Origin of the sequence: Nocardia australiensis, assembly GCF_020733705.1 — a bacterium.
Taxonomy (GTDB): domain Bacteria; phylum Actinomycetota; class Actinomycetes; order Mycobacteriales; family Mycobacteriaceae; genus Nocardia; species Nocardia australiensis.
Genome location: NZ_JAJFZM010000001.1, coordinates 2,761,945 through 2,780,139 on the forward strand (window position 1 = coordinate 2,761,945; position 18,195 = coordinate 2,780,139).

Annotated in this window: 17 protein-coding genes, 2 tRNA genes and 1 pseudogene; 8 read left to right on the plus strand and 12 right to left on the minus strand. The window is 66.5% G+C overall.

The features are described 5' to 3' along the window. Position 1: 1 nt before the first annotated feature. Positions 2-829, plus strand: a complete 828-nt coding sequence (locus tag LKE06_RS12465; RefSeq protein WP_227998774.1) for an enoyl-CoA hydratase — start codon at positions 2-4, stop codon at positions 827-829. A gap of 239 nt (positions 830-1,068) precedes the next feature. Here LKE06_RS12465 and LKE06_RS12470 read toward each other — a convergent pair whose 3' ends face one another. After that, positions 1,069-1,656 (minus strand): helix-turn-helix domain-containing protein, encoded by a 588-nt coding sequence (locus LKE06_RS12470; RefSeq protein ID WP_227998775.1) that lies wholly within the window; start codon positions 1,654-1,656, stop codon positions 1,069-1,071. An 87-nt stretch (positions 1,657-1,743) separates the two neighbouring features. Here LKE06_RS12470 and LKE06_RS12475 point away from each other — a divergent pair. From LKE06_RS12475 to LKE06_RS12485, 3 genes and pseudogenes are all read left to right on the plus strand, one after another. Continuing rightward, positions 1,744-2,214 (plus strand): annotated as a pseudogene (locus LKE06_RS12475) (class I SAM-dependent methyltransferase); the annotation flags it as partial. Positions 2,215-2,403: 189 nt separating this feature from the next. Next, complete coding sequence (locus LKE06_RS12480; RefSeq protein WP_227999424.1) at positions 2,404-2,895, plus strand: DinB family protein; 492 nt, start codon at positions 2,404-2,406, stop codon at positions 2,893-2,895. Between the two features lie 30 nt (positions 2,896-2,925). After that, positions 2,926-3,954, plus strand: coding sequence for an alpha/beta fold hydrolase (locus tag LKE06_RS12485; protein ID WP_227998776.1), 1,029 nt, complete (start codon positions 2,926-2,928; stop codon positions 3,952-3,954). Between the two features lie 94 nt (positions 3,955-4,048). Here LKE06_RS12485 and LKE06_RS12490 read toward each other — a convergent pair whose 3' ends face one another. Further along, the gene (locus LKE06_RS12490; RefSeq protein ID WP_227998777.1) at positions 4,049-5,110 is read right to left on the minus strand and encodes a DUF7159 family protein; all 1,062 of its coding nucleotides are present in this window, start codon (positions 5,108-5,110) and stop codon (positions 4,049-4,051) included. A 128-nt stretch (positions 5,111-5,238) separates the two neighbouring features. Further along, positions 5,239-5,787: a MarR family winged helix-turn-helix transcriptional regulator gene (locus tag LKE06_RS12495; protein WP_227998778.1), complete on the minus strand. Its 549-nt coding sequence runs from the start codon at positions 5,785-5,787 to the stop codon at positions 5,239-5,241. Between the two features lie 218 nt (positions 5,788-6,005). Here LKE06_RS12495 and LKE06_RS12500 point away from each other — a divergent pair. Beyond that, positions 6,006-6,077 (plus strand) — tRNA-Cys (locus tag LKE06_RS12500). A 72-nt stretch (positions 6,078-6,149) separates the two neighbouring features. On the opposite strand, the gene LKE06_RS12505 is transcribed toward LKE06_RS12500, so the two are convergent. From LKE06_RS12505 to LKE06_RS12530, 6 genes are all read right to left on the minus strand, one after another. Then, positions 6,150-7,202 carry an ABC transporter ATP-binding protein gene (locus LKE06_RS12505; RefSeq protein WP_227998779.1) on the minus strand — a complete coding sequence of 351 codons (1,053 nt, stop codon included), beginning with the start codon at positions 7,200-7,202 and terminating at the stop codon, positions 6,150-6,152. Further along, positions 7,199-8,752 carry an ABC transporter permease gene (locus tag LKE06_RS12510; RefSeq protein WP_227998780.1) on the minus strand — a complete coding sequence of 518 codons (1,554 nt, stop codon included), beginning with the start codon at positions 8,750-8,752 and terminating at the stop codon, positions 7,199-7,201. The genes LKE06_RS12505 and LKE06_RS12510 overlap by 4 nt, the downstream gene beginning before the upstream one ends. Positions 8,753-8,754: 2 nt before the next feature. After that, positions 8,755-9,774: an iron ABC transporter substrate-binding protein gene (locus tag LKE06_RS12515; RefSeq protein WP_227998781.1), complete on the minus strand. Its 1,020-nt coding sequence runs from the start codon at positions 9,772-9,774 to the stop codon at positions 8,755-8,757. A gap of 125 nt (positions 9,775-9,899) precedes the next feature. Next, positions 9,900-11,315 carry a metallophosphoesterase gene (locus tag LKE06_RS12520; protein WP_227998782.1) on the minus strand — a complete coding sequence of 472 codons (1,416 nt, stop codon included), beginning with the start codon at positions 11,313-11,315 and terminating at the stop codon, positions 9,900-9,902. A 68-nt stretch (positions 11,316-11,383) separates the two neighbouring features. Next, a complete protein-coding gene (locus tag LKE06_RS12525) occupies positions 11,384-12,001 on the minus strand; it encodes an Rv0361 family membrane protein (RefSeq protein WP_227998783.1) in 618 nt (205 codons plus the stop codon). Further along, the gene (locus tag LKE06_RS12530; protein ID WP_227998784.1) at positions 11,998-13,059 is read right to left on the minus strand and encodes a helix-turn-helix transcriptional regulator; all 1,062 of its coding nucleotides are present in this window, start codon (positions 13,057-13,059) and stop codon (positions 11,998-12,000) included. Before LKE06_RS12530 ends, LKE06_RS12525 begins: the two co-directional genes overlap by 4 nt. Positions 13,060-13,122: 63 nt before the next feature. Between LKE06_RS12530 and LKE06_RS12535 the strand changes: the two genes are divergently transcribed. Both LKE06_RS12535 and LKE06_RS12540 read left to right on the plus strand, forming a co-directional pair. Next, positions 13,123-14,013 (plus strand): NmrA family NAD(P)-binding protein, encoded by an 891-nt coding sequence (locus LKE06_RS12535; protein WP_227998785.1) that lies wholly within the window; start codon positions 13,123-13,125, stop codon positions 14,011-14,013. A gap of 96 nt (positions 14,014-14,109) precedes the next feature. Further along, the gene (locus tag LKE06_RS12540; RefSeq protein WP_227998786.1) at positions 14,110-14,481 is read left to right on the plus strand and encodes a DUF488 domain-containing protein; all 372 of its coding nucleotides are present in this window, start codon (positions 14,110-14,112) and stop codon (positions 14,479-14,481) included. 54 nt (positions 14,482-14,535) lie between these two features. Here LKE06_RS12540 and LKE06_RS12545 read toward each other — a convergent pair. From LKE06_RS12545 to LKE06_RS12555, 3 genes are all read right to left on the minus strand, one after another. Next, positions 14,536-14,611: transfer RNA gene (locus LKE06_RS12545), tRNA-Arg, on the minus strand. Between the two features lie 125 nt (positions 14,612-14,736). Beyond that, the gene (locus tag LKE06_RS12550; protein WP_227998787.1) at positions 14,737-15,465 is read right to left on the minus strand and encodes a DUF305 domain-containing protein; all 729 of its coding nucleotides are present in this window, start codon (positions 15,463-15,465) and stop codon (positions 14,737-14,739) included. Continuing rightward, complete coding sequence (locus LKE06_RS12555) at positions 15,465-16,442, minus strand: thioredoxin-like domain-containing protein (protein ID WP_227998788.1); 978 nt, start codon at positions 16,440-16,442, stop codon at positions 15,465-15,467. Before LKE06_RS12555 ends, LKE06_RS12550 begins: the two co-directional genes overlap by 1 nt. 92 nt (positions 16,443-16,534) lie before the next feature. On the opposite strand from LKE06_RS12555, the gene argS reads away from it, so the two are divergent. After that, complete coding sequence (gene argS / locus LKE06_RS12560) at positions 16,535-18,187, plus strand: arginine--tRNA ligase (RefSeq protein ID WP_227998789.1); 1,653 nt, start codon at positions 16,535-16,537, stop codon at positions 18,185-18,187. The last annotated feature ends 8 nt before the right edge of the window (positions 18,188-18,195 follow it).

Below are 18,195 nucleotides of genomic sequence, written 5' to 3' on the forward strand. Positions count from 1 at the left end.
GATGGACGCATCGCGAAGCGATTCCGTGGAGGGTGGCGGTCAGGTGACGGGAGAGCCGGACTTCGAGACGATTCTGCTGGAGCGCGAAGGCCGGGTCGGCTGGATCACGCTGAACCGTCCGAAGGCGCTCAACGCGCTGAACGCGCAGGTCCTCGACGATGTCATCGCCGCGCTTGACGAACTGGAGCGCGACGACGCGATCGGCGCCGTCGTCATCACCGGTTCGGAGCGCGCTTTCGCGGCGGGCGCCGATATCAAGGAGATGCAGCCCAAGTCGTACATGGACATGTTCATGAACGACTACTTCGCGCGCTGGGACCGACTCGCCGAGTTCCGCAAGCCCACCATTGCCGCGGTCGCCGGGTACGCGCTCGGCGGTGGTTGTGAGCTCGCCATGATCTGCGACATCCTGCTCGCCGCGGACAACGCCAAGTTCGGCCAGCCGGAGATCAAGCTGGGTGTCATCCCCGGCATCGGCGGTTCGCAGCGCCTCACCCGCGCGATCGGTAAGGCCAAGGCTATGGACATGGTACTGACCGGCCGCAATATGGACGCCGAGGAAGCCGAGCGCGCGGGGCTGGTCTCGCGCATCGTCCCCGCCGCCGACTTGCTCGCCACCGCACTCGAGGTCGCCGAAACCATCGCCGCCCTGTCGCTGCCGGTCACCATGATCGCCAAGGAAGCAGTAAACCGCTCCTTCGAAACCACCCTCGCCGAGGGCCTGCGCTTCGAACGCCGAGTCTTCCACTCCCTCTTCGCGATCAACGACCAAAAAGAAGGCATGGCCGCCTTCGTCGAAAAGCGCCCGCCGAACTTCACCAACCGCTGACACCGCCCCGATCATCGTCGACCGAGCGGCGCGCGGCTATCCCCGCGCCGGACAGGAGGTCGACGCGATCGGGTAGCCGACCATCGGTGGCGCGGCGGGGCTCCATCATCGGCCCCACAGAACTCCGTCCAGTCCGCCCCGCCCGCGCTCGGGATACGGTGGTGCGCATCGCGCGACGTCCGGTAGTGCCGGCGAGCGTACGTTTGCAGCACTCGAACACATACAGGATCTGTTGTCGGTCAACGGTTCTCAGAATGACCGGCGTGCACGTGCGCGCGGATCCCTTGCACGCCGAACAGGATGAGTAGCTCGACTACTCCGCCGTCGGCGCTGCCCAGCCAGTGTGGCACGGACGTATCGAACTCCGCGGCCTCGCCGGGCGGCACTGTGAGGTCGCGCTCGCCGAGCACCAGCCGCAGGCGGCCGTTGAGCACGTACAGCCATTCGAAGCCGTCGTGAGTCTGCGGCGTCGGTTCTAGGGTTTCCGGGTGGGCGGGAATGATCATCTTGAACGCCTGCACCCCACCCGGCCGCCGGGACAGCGGCACGAAGATCATCCCGGACCGCCGAATCGCCTTCAAATGGATCCGGGGGTCACCGGTGCGCGGGGCGCCGACGAGATCGTCCAGCGGAACGTCGTAGGTGCGGGCGAGCGGCAGCAGCAGCTCGAGGGTCGCCCGGCGCTGCCCGCTCTCCAGCCGGGACAGCGTGCTTTCCGACACCCCGGTCCGCACTGCGAGGTCGGCGAGGGTGATCCCGCGGGCGCGCCGCAGCGCACGCAGCCGCGACCCCACCGCATCGAGCACATCGTCGGTTTCGCGGTCCATGAGCTCATCTTGCCAAAACCGCAAGTTTGCGTGCCAGGGCGTGCTGGGTTCGGAAAGACTGAGTGCGTCCCGACCAAAGGAGCCTCGATGAGCACCGCCGATGCGGTCACGTTCTGGGACGGCGTCTACGCCGCCCGACCGGCGGCCACCAACCCACGGCCGAATTACCTTCTCACCGAAACGGTTTCGAGACTGTCCCCCGGCGACGCGTTGGACCTCGGATGCGGCGATGGTGGCGACGCGCTGTGGCTGGCCCGCCGGGGCTGGCACGTCACCGCCGTCGACATCTCGGCCGTGGCGGTCGCGCGGCTCGCCGACCTCGCCCGCTCACACGGCGTGGGCGACCAGGTTGTCGCCGAGCGGCACGACCTGAGCGAGTCCTTCCCACTGGGCGGGTTCGATTTGATCTGCGCCCACTACCTGCACACTCCCGTGGATTTGGACAAGGCCACCGTTCTGCGCCTGGCCGCGCACGCGCTGCGGCCGGGTGGGCGGCTGTTGGTCGTCGACCATGGCTCGACCGCGCCGTGGTCGTGGAACCAGGATCTTGACGTCGAGTACCCGACCCCACGGGAGGTCGCCGCGGATCTGGCTCTGGAACCGGCGACATGGCGGGTTGAGCGGGTCGACGCGCCCCGCCGGATCGCGACGGGGCCGGATGGGCGCACCGCCGAGGTCACCGACCACGTCCTGCTCATCCACCGCACCGCTCGAGCCGCCCCGACGACGGAGAACACTGTGTCCACCATCCCGCTTCGCAAGCGCCGCGACGATACCCCGCCGCCCCGGACCGGGAGCAGCGAGACCGAAACCCTACGCGCATTCCTCGACTACTTGCGGACCTCGATCGCCGCGAAGGTCGACGGTGCCCCCGAGCCACAGGTGCGAACAGCCGCAGTGCCCTCGGGCACGAACCTGCTCGGCCTGTTGAATCACCTGACCTTCGTCGAGCGCTCGATGTTCCTCGGGGACCCCGTGACCGACTGGCAGGCGACGTTCCAGGCACCACCGGCGGACAGCGTGGCCGTGGTCGTCGGCCGCTACCGCGCCACGGTCGAGCGCGCGAACGACTTCCTCGACGGATGCACCGACCTCAACGCACCGGTCCCTCGAGCGCGGCCGGGTCGCCCCGCTCCTAGCGTCCGCTGGGCACTGACCCACCTGATCGAGGAGACCGGCCGCCATGCCGGCCACGCGGACATCCTGCGCGAATTGATCGACGGTACGACGGGCCGCTGAATCCAATCACCTTCTCCAAGACAGGAATACATGATTACCGCAGCCCGGCCGTCGTCGCGCCGCTTCCTCCGATCCGCGCGTGCGGTGGCGACCGTCACGCTCACCCTCCTGCTCACGATCGGCACCGCGGCCTGCTCAACTCCAGCGACGGACCACCTCGCTCCTTACGCCGCATCAACTCAGGGTGACCCCCGGTTCGCGAGCACCTTTCGACACGAGTTCACCGACGTCGACGGCGTCCGGATGCACTACGTGACCGGCGGCAGCGGCTCGCCTGTGGTGCTGTTGCACGGTTGGCCACAAACCTGGTTCGGCTGGTGGCCGATCATGCCGGCGCTCGCCGAGCACCACACCGTCTACGCGGTCGATCTCCCTGGGCTGGGCGACAGCACCGGCTCTCCGACCGGCTACGACAAGGCCACGCTGGCGCGGTACGTGCACACCCTGATCGCCGATCGGCTCGGGGTGCACGACGCCCGGGTAGTGGGCCACGACTTCGGCGCCGCGGTGGCATTCCAGTACGCCGCTCAGTTTCCCGCGGACACCGAACGCCTCGGCTACCTCGATCTGCCGCTCCCCGGGCCCGCGATCGATGCGTCCACCTATCGCACACTGAGCTGGCACATCACCTTCCACTCCCAACGACGGATCCCCGAGGCGGTGGTCAGCGACCACGTCCGCCAGTACCTGGCCCTGTTCTACCCACAAGTCTCGTTCGGCGGAACGGCTTTCGGCGGCACCTCGGACCGATCCCCGTTCACCGATCCCGAGATCAACGAGTACGCACGGACCTACAGCCGCCCCGAGGCACTGTCGGGCGGCTTCGAGCTCTACCGCGCCCTCGACAAGGACGTCCGCGACACCCTGGCGGCAGCACCGGTCCGCGTCCCAACCCTGCTCATGACCGCCCAGGGACAACTCGACCAGATCCGAGCCACCGTGGTCCCACGCATGACCAACATCGTGCGTGCGGTGGACGTACCGAGTGCGGGGCATTGGCTCGTCGAGGAGAACCCGCGGTTCGTCACCGCGGAGTTATTGTCCTTCCTCGACCGATGATGCTGATCTCGGCCGTCAACCCGGGTCCGCGGACCGCGGTTGCCTCGAGCCGAAAACTCCTCCACCGTCGGAGTTTTCGGCATCACGATCGATATCAGCCGAAAGGGGTTGCTGGGATGCCCGCTACCTCTACGGAACTCGGCGCGGTTCCCCTTTCGGGGGACTGCGCCGAATTGTTGTTCATGGTGAGCAGTCCGGCGATGGTGGCGCCGAGTGCCGCGGTAACCGCTGCTGCGGCGATGAGTTTCCTGCGGCCGATGGTGTCGGAAGTGAAGGCGGCGGGTAGTGATGCGCCGGAACGTATTCGGGCCATGTGGATATCGCCTGCGGGGCGTTCGGCCGCGAGCAGGACGGCGCCGCGCGCGGAGACGTATTCCGGTTCCGAGTCGTAGATGACTGGGAGCTCGGTCATCTCGCCGAGCGCCTCGCGGATATTGGGGTTGCGGGCGCAGCCACCGAGTAACACCAAGGCTTCCGGCGCTACGCCGCTCTCCTCGATGAGCTGGCGGACGAACGATGCCGAATGATGAAGGCTCGCGGCACACAGTTCGGCGAGATCACTTCGAGTGACCACGGCCCGGTCACCGGTGGTGGGATCGGTCGCGGTCACCACCCTGGTGCTGCTGAGCGCTTCCCGATGCCCCCGGCTGGTCAATTTGTCGGTGAGTACGTTCCCGCGGGCGAGTTTCCAGCGCAGCAGCGCGTCGTAGCCGTCGCCGCACAGGACCGTGCTGCGTTTGCTGGACAGGCTGGTGTCGGTGCGGCAGTCGACGTGCGTGATGGTCAGGCCGGAACTGCCGAGGTCATAGAGGATTACCGAGCCGCTCTGGGGGAGTTGACCGGTGAAGCGCAGGTAGCGCAGCTGAGCCAGCGGCTCGTCGACGATCGTCAACCTGCTGCGTCCCGCCGCCGCCCGAATGGACTCGGCGTCCACCGGACATCGGCAGGTCACGGCGGTACTGGTGATCAGTTCGTCACGGCGTTCGGCGGACACGCTCATCTGGCGAATCGCCGCGAAAACGGGTTCATCGACACCGCTGCCGGCGCGTCGTGGTGCCCGGCAGCGGTCGATCGGAGGGAGATGTGGCTGGTCGGAGTGGGTGAGCACCGCACGAGCACCGCCAGCGCCCGCCGATACCCCCAAGACCAGCACCATGGACTCCATGGTGAACCTATTGCGCGCCGCTGCCAAGGCGACGGGGCGGAAGATGTGCTATCTGGATGCCGTACCGTTACCGAAAATTCGCTCAAGAGGAGTACAAACCGACCGGTTCGCGACGAGGGTCAGTATTCGTTCGCCATCCACTGTGCCGTGTTGTCGCCGGCGTCGAAGTCGCCCGCCGCATGCCGGAATTCCGCGAGCAACTGCAGCAGCGTGTGTAGTCGATCTGGGGCGAGCCCGGGTAGCGCGAATACCTTCGCGTTCAGCTGCTCGGTCGCCTGAGCAACCAATTCCCTTCCCGCATCGGTGATTTCGATCAAAGTCGCCCTGCGGTCACTCGGGTGCGGCATGCGCTGAACCAGTTTCGCCGCCTCCAGTCGATCCACGGTATTGGTGACGCTGGTCGGGTGCACCTGCAGCCGCGCACTCGCCTTTGCCATCGGCAGCGCGCCCGTTTTGCTGAAGTTGAGCAGCATGAGCAGTTCGTAGCGCGAGAAGGTCAAACCGGTTGGTTTCAGCGCCTCGTCGACACGGGCCATCACGATTTGCTGGGCCCGCACGAGCGAGGTCACGGCGGCCATGCCATCCGCGACGTCACCCCAGCCGTGGCCGACCCACTGGCGATGGGCCTCCTCGATCGGGTCCTGCGGGAGCGGGCGTGGCCGAGACATGACCTCGATCATTCCATGTCCGCGGCCGACTCTCGGACACATCGGCCGGGGCCGGGCCACGGCAGCGCCTGCACATCTTCGCGCCGACCTGAGAATTGGGCCCGCGCGTTGGGATCGGGCTGTGCGTCGGTTCTGCGCTGGGATCGGGCCGCGCTTTTGAATCGTGCTGAGCGCAACCGTGGCCCTGGCCGACCCCGCGCGGCACTATCCAAGGCGAGGCGGGCGTGGCTGAGTGGTTTAGGCAACGGTCTGCAAAGCCGTTTACGCGGGTTCGACTCCCGCCGCTCGCTCTGTGCAATCAGTGGGCGTCTGCCCGAAATGTCCGACCCGGCGAACGTCACCGCCGGGTCGGGCATTTCGGATCAGGCGGCCGCTTCGAAGGCGACCGCGGTGCCGATCATGTCCAATCGCACGCGCTCGCCCATTGTCGGTGCCGCGACGCTGGCGCGGCGCACCCGTACCGGCTCGTTGTCGCCGTCCAGAGCGATGGTCAGCATGATGTCGGCGCCACGGAATTCCACGTCGCGCACGACGCCGCTACCCTGATCATTATCCGAAACCACCTGGGCGACAAGCTGTTCGGGTCGCATCATGATGGTCGCCTGGCCCGACGGCGCGGATTTCTGCACCGGTACCCGGCCGAGCACGCATTTGGCAACCGCGCCTTCGATCACCGCGTCGAGCAGTACACAGTCACCGAGGAAGCGGGCGGTGAAAAGGTCGGTGGGGGTCGCGTAGACCTCTTCGGGCGCACCGACCTGGGTGAACTTGCCCTGCCGCATCACCGCGACCTGCTCGGCGAACGACAGTGCCTCCTCCTGGTCATGGGTGACCAGGATGCTGGTCATGCCCGCGGCCCGCAGGGTTTCGGCGACGGCCTGGCGGGTAGTGGCGCGCAGTCCGGCGTCCAGGGCGCTGAACGGTTCGTCCAGCAGCATGATATCGGGCTTACGGGCCAGCGCGCGGGCGAGGGCGACGCGCTGTTGCTGGCCGCCGGAGAGCTGGTGCGGACGCCGCTGTGCGTAGGACGCGTCCAGCGACACCATATCCAGCAGTTCGCACACCCGCTGCTTGTCGCCGCGCGGGCCGCGCCAGCCACGGCGCAGTCCGTAGGCGATATTCTGGCCCACGGTCAGATGCGGGAACAGCGCACCATCCTGCGCGACATATCCGACATTGCGTCGCTGTGGGGGTACCGAAAAACGTTCGCGGGTAACGGTTTCCGTACCGATGGATACCGAACCCGAGTCCGGCGACTCGAAACCGGCGATCACCCGCAGTAGCGTGGTCTTACCGCATCCCGACGAGCCGACCACGGCCGTGGAACTGCCATCGGGCACCTCTAGGGTGATGCCGCCGAGTACCCGAGTGTGGCCGAACGTCTTCGAAACGTCGTCCACGACAAGTTGACTCATACGCCCGCCGCCTTCCTGGACTGGCTGAACAATAGGTAGGTCACCGGCACCGCGGCGACGATCATGATCAGTGCGTAGGGTGCTGCCGCCGCGTAATCCAGTTCGCCCGACAGTGACCAGAACCGCATGGCGAGTGTGCGAGTTCCGCTGGGCGCCAAGAGCAATGTCGCGGTGAGTTCGGTGCCGACCGCGACGAAAACCAGCGCGCCGGCGGAGGCGGCGGCGGGTGCGGTGAGCCGCAATGTGACTCGCAGGAAGGTGATCACTCCCGACTGGCCGAGGGATCGCGAGACCTCCTCCAGTCCGATCGGCACCTGCGCAAGTCCGGCTCGCACACTCACCAGCGCGCGAGGCAGGAACATCAGCACATACGCGGCCACCACCATCGTCACCGTTTGGTACAGCGGCGGCGCCCATCGAATGGTGACCGTCACCATGGCCAGCGCTATCACAATGCCGGGCAGTGAGCTGGTGATGTAGTTGGCGCCCTCCACGATTCGCGCGAACGTGGAGGTCGAGCGAACCGCGATCCAAGCCACCGGAAAGGCGCACAGCGTCGCGATCACGGCCGCCATCGCGGCAAGCGCCACGGTCTGCCCGAGTGCTTCGCCGATCTCGCCCAGATCCCATACTTCCGCACCGCCGATGCGCAGCCAGCGCACGATCGTCCACAGCGGCACCCCCAGCGCGCCGACGACGACTGCGGCCAGTACGGCGAGTACCGGAATTGTGCTCGGCCCCAATCGCGCTCGGTTCGCCGCACGCGGTGCGCCGCTGCCGATCCTGGCATAGCGCGCATTGCCGCGGGTGGCCGCCTCGGCCGCGAGCAGCACCAGACAGCACAGCACCAGCACCCCGGCGAGCATGCTGCCTGCCGGGCCGGCGAAGCTGGACTGGTACTGCTCGAAGATGGCGGTGGTGAAGGTGTCGAATCTGATCATCACGAACGCGCCGTACTCGGCGAGCAGATGCAATGAAATCAGCAGTCCGCCACCGAGAATCGCCAGCCGCAACTGTGGCAGCACGACGCGCACGAACACCTCGAACGGTCCGGAGCCCAGCGCGCGCGCGGATTCCTCCACCGAAGGATCCAGGCGGCGCAGCGTAGCCGCCGCGGGCAGGTACACCAGCGGAAAATACGACATGGTCGAGATCACGACACCGGCCGGCAGTCCGTGCATCGTGGGGAAGAGGCTGACCCACCCGTAGCTGTTGACGAACGCGGGAACCGCGAGCGGCGCCGCGAATACCGGTCCCCACCAGGCCGCCCCGGGCACCGCCGTACGTTCGACCACCCAGGCCAGCCCGACTCCGAGTATCACGCAGATCGGCACCGTGATCACTACCAGCCCGGCCGTATTTCGCAGCAGCTCACCAACTCTTGGCCGAAAAACCAAATCGATCGCCTCGCCGAGGCCGGTGGAGAAGACCGTGGAGACGATATAGCCCAGCGGCACGAACGTCGCCGCGACCAGCAGTAGGGCGACGGTCGTGACCAGTGGCCCGGGTCGGCCGACCCGAGACGAAACGACGGCGATCGTGGCAGCCATGGTTAGAGCAGACCCGCCTGGGTCATCAACTCGGTCACCTTCTTGGCGTCGAGCTTGCTCGGATCGACGGCCGGGGCCTGCAGGTCGGCCAGCGGCGGCAGCGCCGGGTTGGCCGCGACATCGCTCGCCACCGGGTATTCCATCGAATCACCGTCGCGCAGGACCTCCTGGCCGGACTTGGCGGTTATGAAGGCGAGGAACTTCTGCGCCGATTCCTGCTTCTTGCTCGACTTCAGCACGCCGCCACCGGACACGCTGATGAAGGCGCCCGGATCCTGGTTCTTGAAGTAGTGCAGCGCGGTGTGGCTGCTGCTCTCCTTGGTCTTGGCCTGGTCGCGGTACCAGTAGTAGTGGTAGATCACGCCGCCGTCAGGCTGGCCGGAGTCGACTGCCTTCATGGTGGCGACATTGTTCGGGAACGCGGTCGCGTTCGCCTTCATCCCGGCCAGCCACGCCTTGGTGGCGTCCTCACCCTTCAGTGCGAGCAGGCCCGCGACGATGGCCTGGAAGTCGGCGCCCGAAACGCCCGCACCCCAGCGGCCCTTCCACTGCGGCTGTGCCAGATCCAGCAGCGACGCGGGCACCTGATCGGTCGGGATCTTGTCCTTGTTGTAAACGAAAACTGTTGAGCGGGCGGCGATTCCGGTCCATTTTCCGGTGGAGGGACGGAACTGTGCCGGCACCTGATCCAGGGTCGTCTTGTCGACGTCGGCGAACAGCCCGGCGTTCTCCACCAGTGCCATGGCGGGGGAGTTCTCGGTGAGGAAGACATCGGCGGGGGATGCGGCGCCCTCGGCGATCAGCTGGTTGCCGAGCGCGGTGTCACCACCCTGACGCAGGGTGACCTTGATGCCGGTTTCCTTGGTGAACGCGTCCACCCACTCCTTGGTGAGGGATTCGTGCTGCGCGTTGTAGACCGTGATCTCATTGGCGTCGTCGGAGGAACTCGAGCAGGCCGTGAGGCCGAGTGTGGCAACTGTAACTGCTAGCCCCGCGGATATCGACTTCCATCTGACCGACACCATTTCTGTCCTTCCAACACGCACATATGATGAGCCTTACCTAAGCAAGGTACAGCGTCCGGCGTGCGCGGATGGGATCGGTCCTGCCGCGACCGGCCAACGATTCGGAGGTCGTGCGCGGCCGATTATCCGAGTCCTGAAAAGTCGCGTAGCACAACGTGATTGCGATCGGCCGAGGTGCCGAGGGTGTAATCCGGGAATAGTCCGAAGTACTCGCCCCTGGTCGTTGCGCTCCAGCGGCGGGCGGCCTCGGTGCGGGTTTTGTAGAAGTTGACCATGTACCCGCCCTCATACAATCGCAGCAGGCTGTAGCCGCCCGGGTACTCCTTCACCGCGGCCACCTCCAGGAATTCCACGGCGCAATTCGCGTCGGGGCGGGTCCGCCGGTTGCGGTGGGTATGCCCGCTGTGCTGCAGAAAAACCCCGGGGGCACGTTCGTAGAGCGCCTGCAACTCGGCGCTATCAGCGCGATTGAGCACAAACCCCGGCCCGGCGGTGTTGGTCAGACCGGACTCGACGGTCACCGGATGGTGGCCGAAGACCAGCGTGGGCCGATCGGGATCGGCGCGCAGCAGTTCGGTGAGCCGGTCGAATTGCGGACGCTCGATGCTGCCGCCGGAGCCATCGAGTTCGCTGGTGTCCAGCCCGATCAGTCGCAGCCCACCCAGTTGGTGCTCGATCAACTGCTGGCGCGGGCTGAATTCCTCGGCCCAGCAATCACGATGGTCCTCGGCCACCACTTCGCAACCCTGATAGTCGACTCCGATATGCGGCCGATCATGGTTGCCGCGCGTGACGAGATAGTCGCTGCCGAACGCGCCCCAGCCGTCCAAACGGGCACGGACCGCACGGGATTGCGTCGCCGTCGCCTCGCTGGTGAGGTCGCCCGCCAGCAGTAGCCGGTCGGCGCCGCGGTCGGGACGGCGCAGATCCTCCAGCATGGCGTCGAGCATCACCTCGGTATACGCCGGCAGGCCGGGGCTTTGGCGGAAACCCGGAGGCAGGTTACCGATGACGAGCCCGCTCACTTCCTCGCCGTAGTGCACATCGTTGGCGAGCGCGAGGGTGTGCAGCGGCCGGCCGGGTGGCGGGACCAGGGTGGTGAATTCGCCGGTGAGCTCCGGACTTCCGGGAGCCAGCGTGGTCAGCGACAGTGCCGGGGTGGCCCGGACGCCATCCGACCACGCCTCGAATCGGTACGTGCGACCCGGCTCGAGGCCATCGAATTCGGCATAGTGGAAAGGGGTGCGCTCAACGCTCGCGTAGACCGTCGCCGGTGCGCGCGGGGAATCAGCGGGGCCGACCCGCAGCTCCGCGCCGGCAGCCACCGGGAGCAGCTGCCCGCCCACATCCGGCGCGACCGAAGTCCAGGTTACGATCACCGACCGATCGGTGATCGTAACCACTTCCAGATCGGTAGCGACCAGCGAATTCGTTTGTGCTCCAGCGGAGCTCGATCGACCGAACATGGTAGACGGCAGCAGCGCGGCAAGCCCGATGGCGCCGAGGACGTTCCGGCGCGACGGTCCGCAGCAGCTCATTCGGCGAGGTTACGGCACGATCGTTTCGGTCTCCCGCAGGGCATCGGCGGCGCGGCGAATGGCACCCGTCAGTTCTCGTCCGATACTGACGCGCACACCTTCCACGTGCCGTCTTCTTTCTTCAGGCGCTCTTCGGTGCTGTTGTCGGTCTGGGCGTCCTCGCCGGCGACCGACATCGTGAACTTGCCGTCGATGTGCGCGGTTGCCCGGTCGCCGTTGATGACGACATTGTCAACCTTGTTGATGGTCACCGAGATATCGGCCGAGTCGTAGGTGGACTTCCCCTCTTGATTCATCGCCTCGAAATCGGCCTTGTCGGCCGCGCACGCTACCGCCGAGGCCGCCGCGAACCCGTCATTGCTGAGGGTGTCGTAGAAATCGCGGATCGCCACCTCGATCTTTTTCTCGTCGGAGGCCAGCGGTGTCCTGCCCTGCACCGTCAATACGACACCCGCGGTGATGGCACCGGCAACGACGAGCACCAGCACCACCAACCCGATGATCAGCCCGGTCCGCTTCTTCTCGGGAGGCTGTGGATTCCCCTGCGATGTATAGCCGGGGGGTGGATAGCCGTGACCACCCTGCGGGGGATACCCGTACGGCTGACCCGGTTGCTGCGGATACCCGGGTTGCCCTGGAACTTGCGGCTGTCCGTATGGCGGTTGCCCGCCCGGCGGATAAGTCATCTCGCGTCTTCCCTGTCCCATGGTGTAGAAGATTGCGGCAGGCCGCACTCCAGCGACGGTAACAAGCCGCCACCCGTGCTGCCCGGCTGGTGCGCGGACGCGCCGCTCGCGGCACGGGTGATGCGAGCGGCCAGCTCGCGGGTGTATTCGATGAGTTCGGCCGGCGCCTCGACGATGTACGGCACACCGACCGCGGCCAGCCTGACCGACAGCCATTCCCAGGAATCGACGCCCGAGACATACCGGCAGCTGGTGTCGTCGATCGCTTCGAGCGCACCTGCTTCGGCGGTCAGCCGCTCGGAAACGACTGCGATCGGTGCGGCGAAATGCACGACGGCGCACCGGCCGGTTATCGGGAGCCGGGCGCGGTCTTGGACGAAGCTCACCGCATCGTCGGTGGGCAATGCGCGGGGAATGAAAGTGGTCCCCGCAGTGGTGATGGCGCCGATTCGGTCGATGCGGTAGGTGCGCCAGTCGGCACGATCACGGTCCCAACCGAGCAGATACCAGCGGTGCCCGAGCACGACCTGCCGATAGGGCTGGACACGGCGTTCGGAGGGGCCGCCGCCGGTGCTGGTGGTGTATTCGAACCACACGTCCTGATGGGTGTACGTCGCGGTGGCCAGCGTCTGCAAAGTTCTCAGGTCCAGGGTTCGGGCGCTGCGGGAGCGGGCTTCGGTGGCGGCAGTGAGCGCCCGTATGCGGGAACGCAGCCGGGTGGGTACCACGCGCTCGAGCTTGCGCAGGGCGCCGTCGGCGGCGTCGGTAGCCCCATTCATTTGCGTGAGGGCGGCAATCCGCAGGCCGACGACCAGAGCAACAGCCTCGTCGTCGGAGAAAAGCAGCGGTGGCATCGCGCGCCCCGCTACCAGCTGGTAGCCGCCGTCCGGTCCGCGTGTCGAGGAAACCGGGTAGCCGAGGGTGCGTAGCCGGTCGAGGTCACGGCGCAACGTCCGAGGTGAGGTGTCCAGGCGGGCCGCCAGTTCGCTCCCCGAACGAATCCGCCCGTTTTGTAGCAGTGACAGCAGCTCCAGCATCCGCGTACCCGGATCCATCATTGCGCCCAACCTACTCGCGATTGCGGTCAGGATCTGGCCACAACCAGCACTAGCGTCCCTCGTATGGCCAACGAGAACACGCGCAGGAAGATTGTCGTCACCACACCCACGGGGCATGTGGGTTCCCGGGTCGTACGCCTGTTGCTACAGGCAGGTATCCGGCCGACGCTGTTGTTACGAGACCCAACCAAGATCGATGCGGCGATACGAGACCGCGTCGATGTGGTGCAGGGCGATCAGGGCGACGCCGACCTGGTAGTGCGTGCGACACGCAACGCGGATGGGCTCTTCTGGGTCGATCCGCCAGCCACGACAGACGGCGACCCGGTTGCGCATTACGCCGAGATGGGCGCCAATGCGGCGCGCGCGGTGATGGAGAACACCGTCACGCGCACCGTGTTTCTCAGCAGTGTCGGTGCGGAAAAACGACACGGCGCCGGCGAGATCGACGGTCTGGCCCGCACGGAGGAGCTGCTGAACGACACGGCGGCGAATGTGCTGCATCTGCGCTGCGGCTATTTCTTCACCAACCTGTTCATGAGTCTGCCCGAACTGCGCGCCGGGGTGTTGTCGACTCCGTGGCCGGTGGATCACCCGATGGCGTGGGTCGATCCCCGAGACATCGGTGAGATTGTGGTCGCTCGGCTGCTATCGGACTGGTCGGGAACCCACGTCCAGGCCGTGCACGGTCCGGAGGATCTGACGTTTTCAGGAGTCGCCGAGATACTGAGCCAGGTAATGGGTCTTCGGATCCGTGCCGAGAGGATCTCCGACGACGCTTTTCGCGGCTCCTTGCGTTCGGCCGGACTCAGCGACGAACAGGTCGAAGGCATCGTTGGGATGTCGGTAGGTCTGCGCGAGAACTTTGTCGCAGCAGACGAGCGCAGCGTCGTCACCACAACACCCACCACCCTTGCCGCGTGGGCATACGCACACCTGCGGCCGGCACGGTAACGAGCCACCGCTGATGCTGCCCGGCCGGTGCGGTCGGGCCTCGTCGACCGCGTGGCTCACCGGCCACCTGCCAGCAGACTGTGATGCGATGGTCGGGTGACTCTGAACCCGCCCCCCGGTTTCCGGATCAAGCGCGTTTACGACGACCCGACCCCCGAGGATGGGACTCGAATCCTGGTGGATCGGCTCTGGCCGCGAGGTGTCAGTAAGCAACGGGCCCACATCGACGAATGGGACACCGGCATCACGCCATCGAACGAGCTGCGACACTGGTTCCATGAGGATCCCTCGGCTCGATACCACGATTTCGAGCACCGATTTCGCGCCGAGTTGGACGCTCCGACCGCACAGGCGGCCCTGGCGCGGCTACGAACACGCGCACAAGCGGGGCCGGTCACCTTGGTGACAGCGGTGCGGGATCTCGAACACAGCCACATCCCGGTTCTGCTGGAAGAGCTGTGTGGTTGAGTGGCAAAAAAAGGAGGCTCTGTCCCAGCTGTGCTGGGACAGAGCCTCCTCTTGTGGTGCCCTCGGCAGGAATCGAACCTGCGGCCTTCTGCTCCGGAGGCAGACGCTCTATCCCCTGAGCTACGAGGGCGGGATAGGACTCGATCGGATCCGGGGGTGGCCGGTCGATCGGGCGGGGAAAGCGTATCGCATCGGACGCGCTGCGCCAAAAGGTGCGCCGGGCCGGGAGGTTTCGCGGATCCGACGCACCCGGCCCTAGGTCAGCGGCAGAGGTGTGGCGCCGCGGGCGGCAAGCATGGTGGTCATCAACTCGGCCTCGCCCTGCTGAGTGGTCTCCATCGTGCTCGCCAGGGTGCGCACCGCGGTGGTCTCGGCGTGCGCGGCGGCGTACTGGAGCATCGAGAGGCCACCCTGGTGATGACGCAGCATCAGCTGTAGAAACAGTGTGTCCAGCGCGGGGCCGGTGGTTTGGCGCAGGGCGGTCATCTCCGCGTTGGTCGCCATACCCGGCATGGTCGACATCGGGCCGGACATGGCGTGCGTCGGCGCCGTGCCGGAGTGGTCGTGCCCGCCGGCCGGGTCGTCGGTCATCCAGCCCATGTAGCCGTCGACGTCCTGCATCGGCTTGCCCCACATCTGCAACCAGCCCTCCATTCGGCCGGCCTGGTTCTGCTGAGTGGTCAGGATGTCGTAGGCGAGCCGTCGCACTTCGTTGTCGGTGGAGCCGATGAGTACGACGCCGGCCATATCGACCGCTTGCGCGTGATGGGCCGACATGTCCTGATTGAAACCGACGTCGACCGCGCTCGGATCGGGTTCGACGTTGTTGTTCAACGGAATCCGGGCCAGCACTCCGATCGCGAAACCGATCAGGAGAATCCCGATCGCGCCGAGCACCACCAGCGAGGTGCGCTGGCGGCGCAACTGGCCGCCCAGTCCCGATTCGGTGTCGTCGTCGGCTTCCGGCAAGGTGTCAGCCGACATCACTGCCCCGCAGCCGGCTGCTGCCCCGGTGCGGGCTGAGTCGGGAGCTCGATGCCGCCGGCGCCGGGCAGACTCGGAACACCGGGTACTCCGGGGAGGCCGCCGGGCAGACCGGGCATGCCGCCCGGGAGACCGGGCATGCCGCCCGGGAGACCGGGCATGCCGCCGGGCAGACCGGATCCGCCGCCGAGTTCGCTCAGGTCCGGTTGCAGCCCCTTACCGTCCATCGGCACCGCGTCCGGTCCGGGCGGAGTCGGGTCGTAGGGCAGCGGGTTGTTGGCGTCGAAGCTCGGGTTGGAGCAACTCGCGCCCACCTCCGGGTAGGCGTACGGGTTGCCGCGCAGCGCGGTGAGGAACTGGTTGACCCGCTTGTCATCCACGTTGTCCAGCTTCAGCTCGTGACCCCACGACTGCAGCGATATCGCCGACGGCAGGCCCGGGTACGGCGACATCATCGTCTGCTGTTTGCCCTCGACCTTCTGCTTCAGCGAGTCGATTCCCGCGGAATCCACTTTGTCCGGGTTGTAGGTGACCCAGACCGCGCCGTGTTCGAGCGAGTGCACCGCGTTCTCCAGCCGGATCGGCTTGCTGTACACCACGCCGGTGCAGTTAGCCCACGCCTGATCGTGCGGACCACCGAAAGGCGGGCTCTGGTCGTAGGCCACCCGCTGAGGCTCCGTCACGTGCAGACCGGCCGGGTAGTCCTTCTTGGTCACACCCTCGATCTGGTCGGACGGGTCCTTCTTCTCCGCGCTCGGCGTGAATTTCTCGAGGTCGGCCTTGTCGATGTACTTCGGCACCAGGCTGTAGGCGAGAACGCCGACCAGCGCGAGGACCACCACGACGGCGCCGATCGCAAGCCAAGGTACCTGGCGTTTCTTCTGCAGTGGGTTCTTGCCGCCCCGCTGGCGGGACGACGATGACTTTCCTGCGGCCTTGACGGTCTTGGCCGATTTGGCGCTGGTCGGGCTCGGCATCGCTCGATGTGCTCTTTCGACGTAACGGATCCGCTGGCGGAGCGGGTGCCCACTCGAGGCGTACACCTGCCCAGACCATAGGATAGAGACTCGTGACTCCAGCTGACCTTGCAGATCTCCTTCGCGCAACTGCGGCGAAGGTGCTTGTCGAACGTGGACTGGACCCTGCGGTCCTGCCTGACGAGGTCAATGTGGAGCGCCCCCGCAATCCTGAACACGGTGACTATGCCACGAATGTAGCAATGCAGGTTGGCAAGAAGGCAGGTACCAATCCGCGCGAGCTGGCGACCTGGCTGGCCGAGACGCTCGCGGCGGCCGATGGCATCGAGTCCGCGGATGTGGCGGGACCCGGCTTCCTCAATATTCGGCTCGCCGCGTCTGCGCAGGGTGCGATCGTCGAGCACGTGCTCGCGGCCGGTATCGGTTACGGCACGTCGGACACCCTGAGCGGGACTCGGATCAATCTGGAGTTCGTCTCGGCCAACCCGACCGGCCCGGTGCACCTCGGTGGTACCCGCTGGGCGGCGGTCGGCGACGCACTCGGCCGCGTGCTCGCCGCGCAGGGCGCCGAGGTGACCCGCGAGTACTACTTCAACGATCACGGCGCGCAGATCGACCGGTTCGCCAAATCGCTGGTTGCCGCCGCTACCGGCGCCCCGACTCCCGAGAACGGCTACGCGGGCGCCTATATCGGTGAGATCGCCGACCAGATCGTGGCCGCGCATCCCGACGCGCCGACGCTGCCGGAGGATCGGCGACTCGAGCTGTTCCGTGCCGAGGGCGTCGAGCTGATGTTCGCCCAGATCCGCCAGTCACTGCACGACTTCGGCACCGACTTCGACGTGTACTTCAACGAGAGCTCGCTGTTCGAGTCCGGCGCGGTCGAGCAGGCCGTAACGCAGCTCAAGGATTCCGGCGACCTGTACTCCAAAGATGGCGCCTGGTGGATCGCCAGCTCGGAATACGGTGACGATCAGGACCGCGTCGTCATCAAGAGCGACGGCAACGCCGCCTACATCGCGGGCGATATCGCCTACTTCCAGAACAAGCGGTCCCGCGGTTTCGACCTGTGCATCTACATGCTCGGCGCCGATCATCATGGCTATATCGGTCGGCTGAAGGCCGCCGCCGCCGCGTTCGGCGACGATCCGGCCACCGTCGAGGTGCTCATCGGGCAGATGGTGAATCTGGTCAAGGATGGTGCCGCGGTGAAGATGAGCAAGCGCGCCGGGACCGTGGTGACCCTCGACGACCTGGTCGAGGCGATCGGCGTCGACGCGTCGCGCTACGTGCTTGTGCGCAGCTCGGTGAACTCGAGCATCGACATCGATCTGGACCTGTGGACCAGCCAGAACAATGAAAACCCCGTCTACTACGTGCAATACGCGCACGCGCGGCTGTGCTCGCTGGCTCGCAACGCCGCCGATCTCGGCGTCAGCGCCGAAGACCCTGACCTCGGACTACTCACCACCGAGCACGAGGGGGAACTCATTCGCACCATCGGCGAATACCCACGGGTGATCGCCAGTGCCGCGACCCTGCGTGAACCGCACCGTATCGCCCGCTACCTCGAGGAGCTGGCCGGCGCCTACCACCGGTTCTACGGCGCCTGCCAGGTGCTGCCCAAGGGCGACGAAACAGCGACTCCGCTGCACACCGCCCGCCTGGCCCTGTGTGAAGCCACCCGTCAGGTCCTCGCCAACGGCCTCGGTCTGCTCGGCGTCAGCGCACCGGAGCGCATGTGAACGGGCCG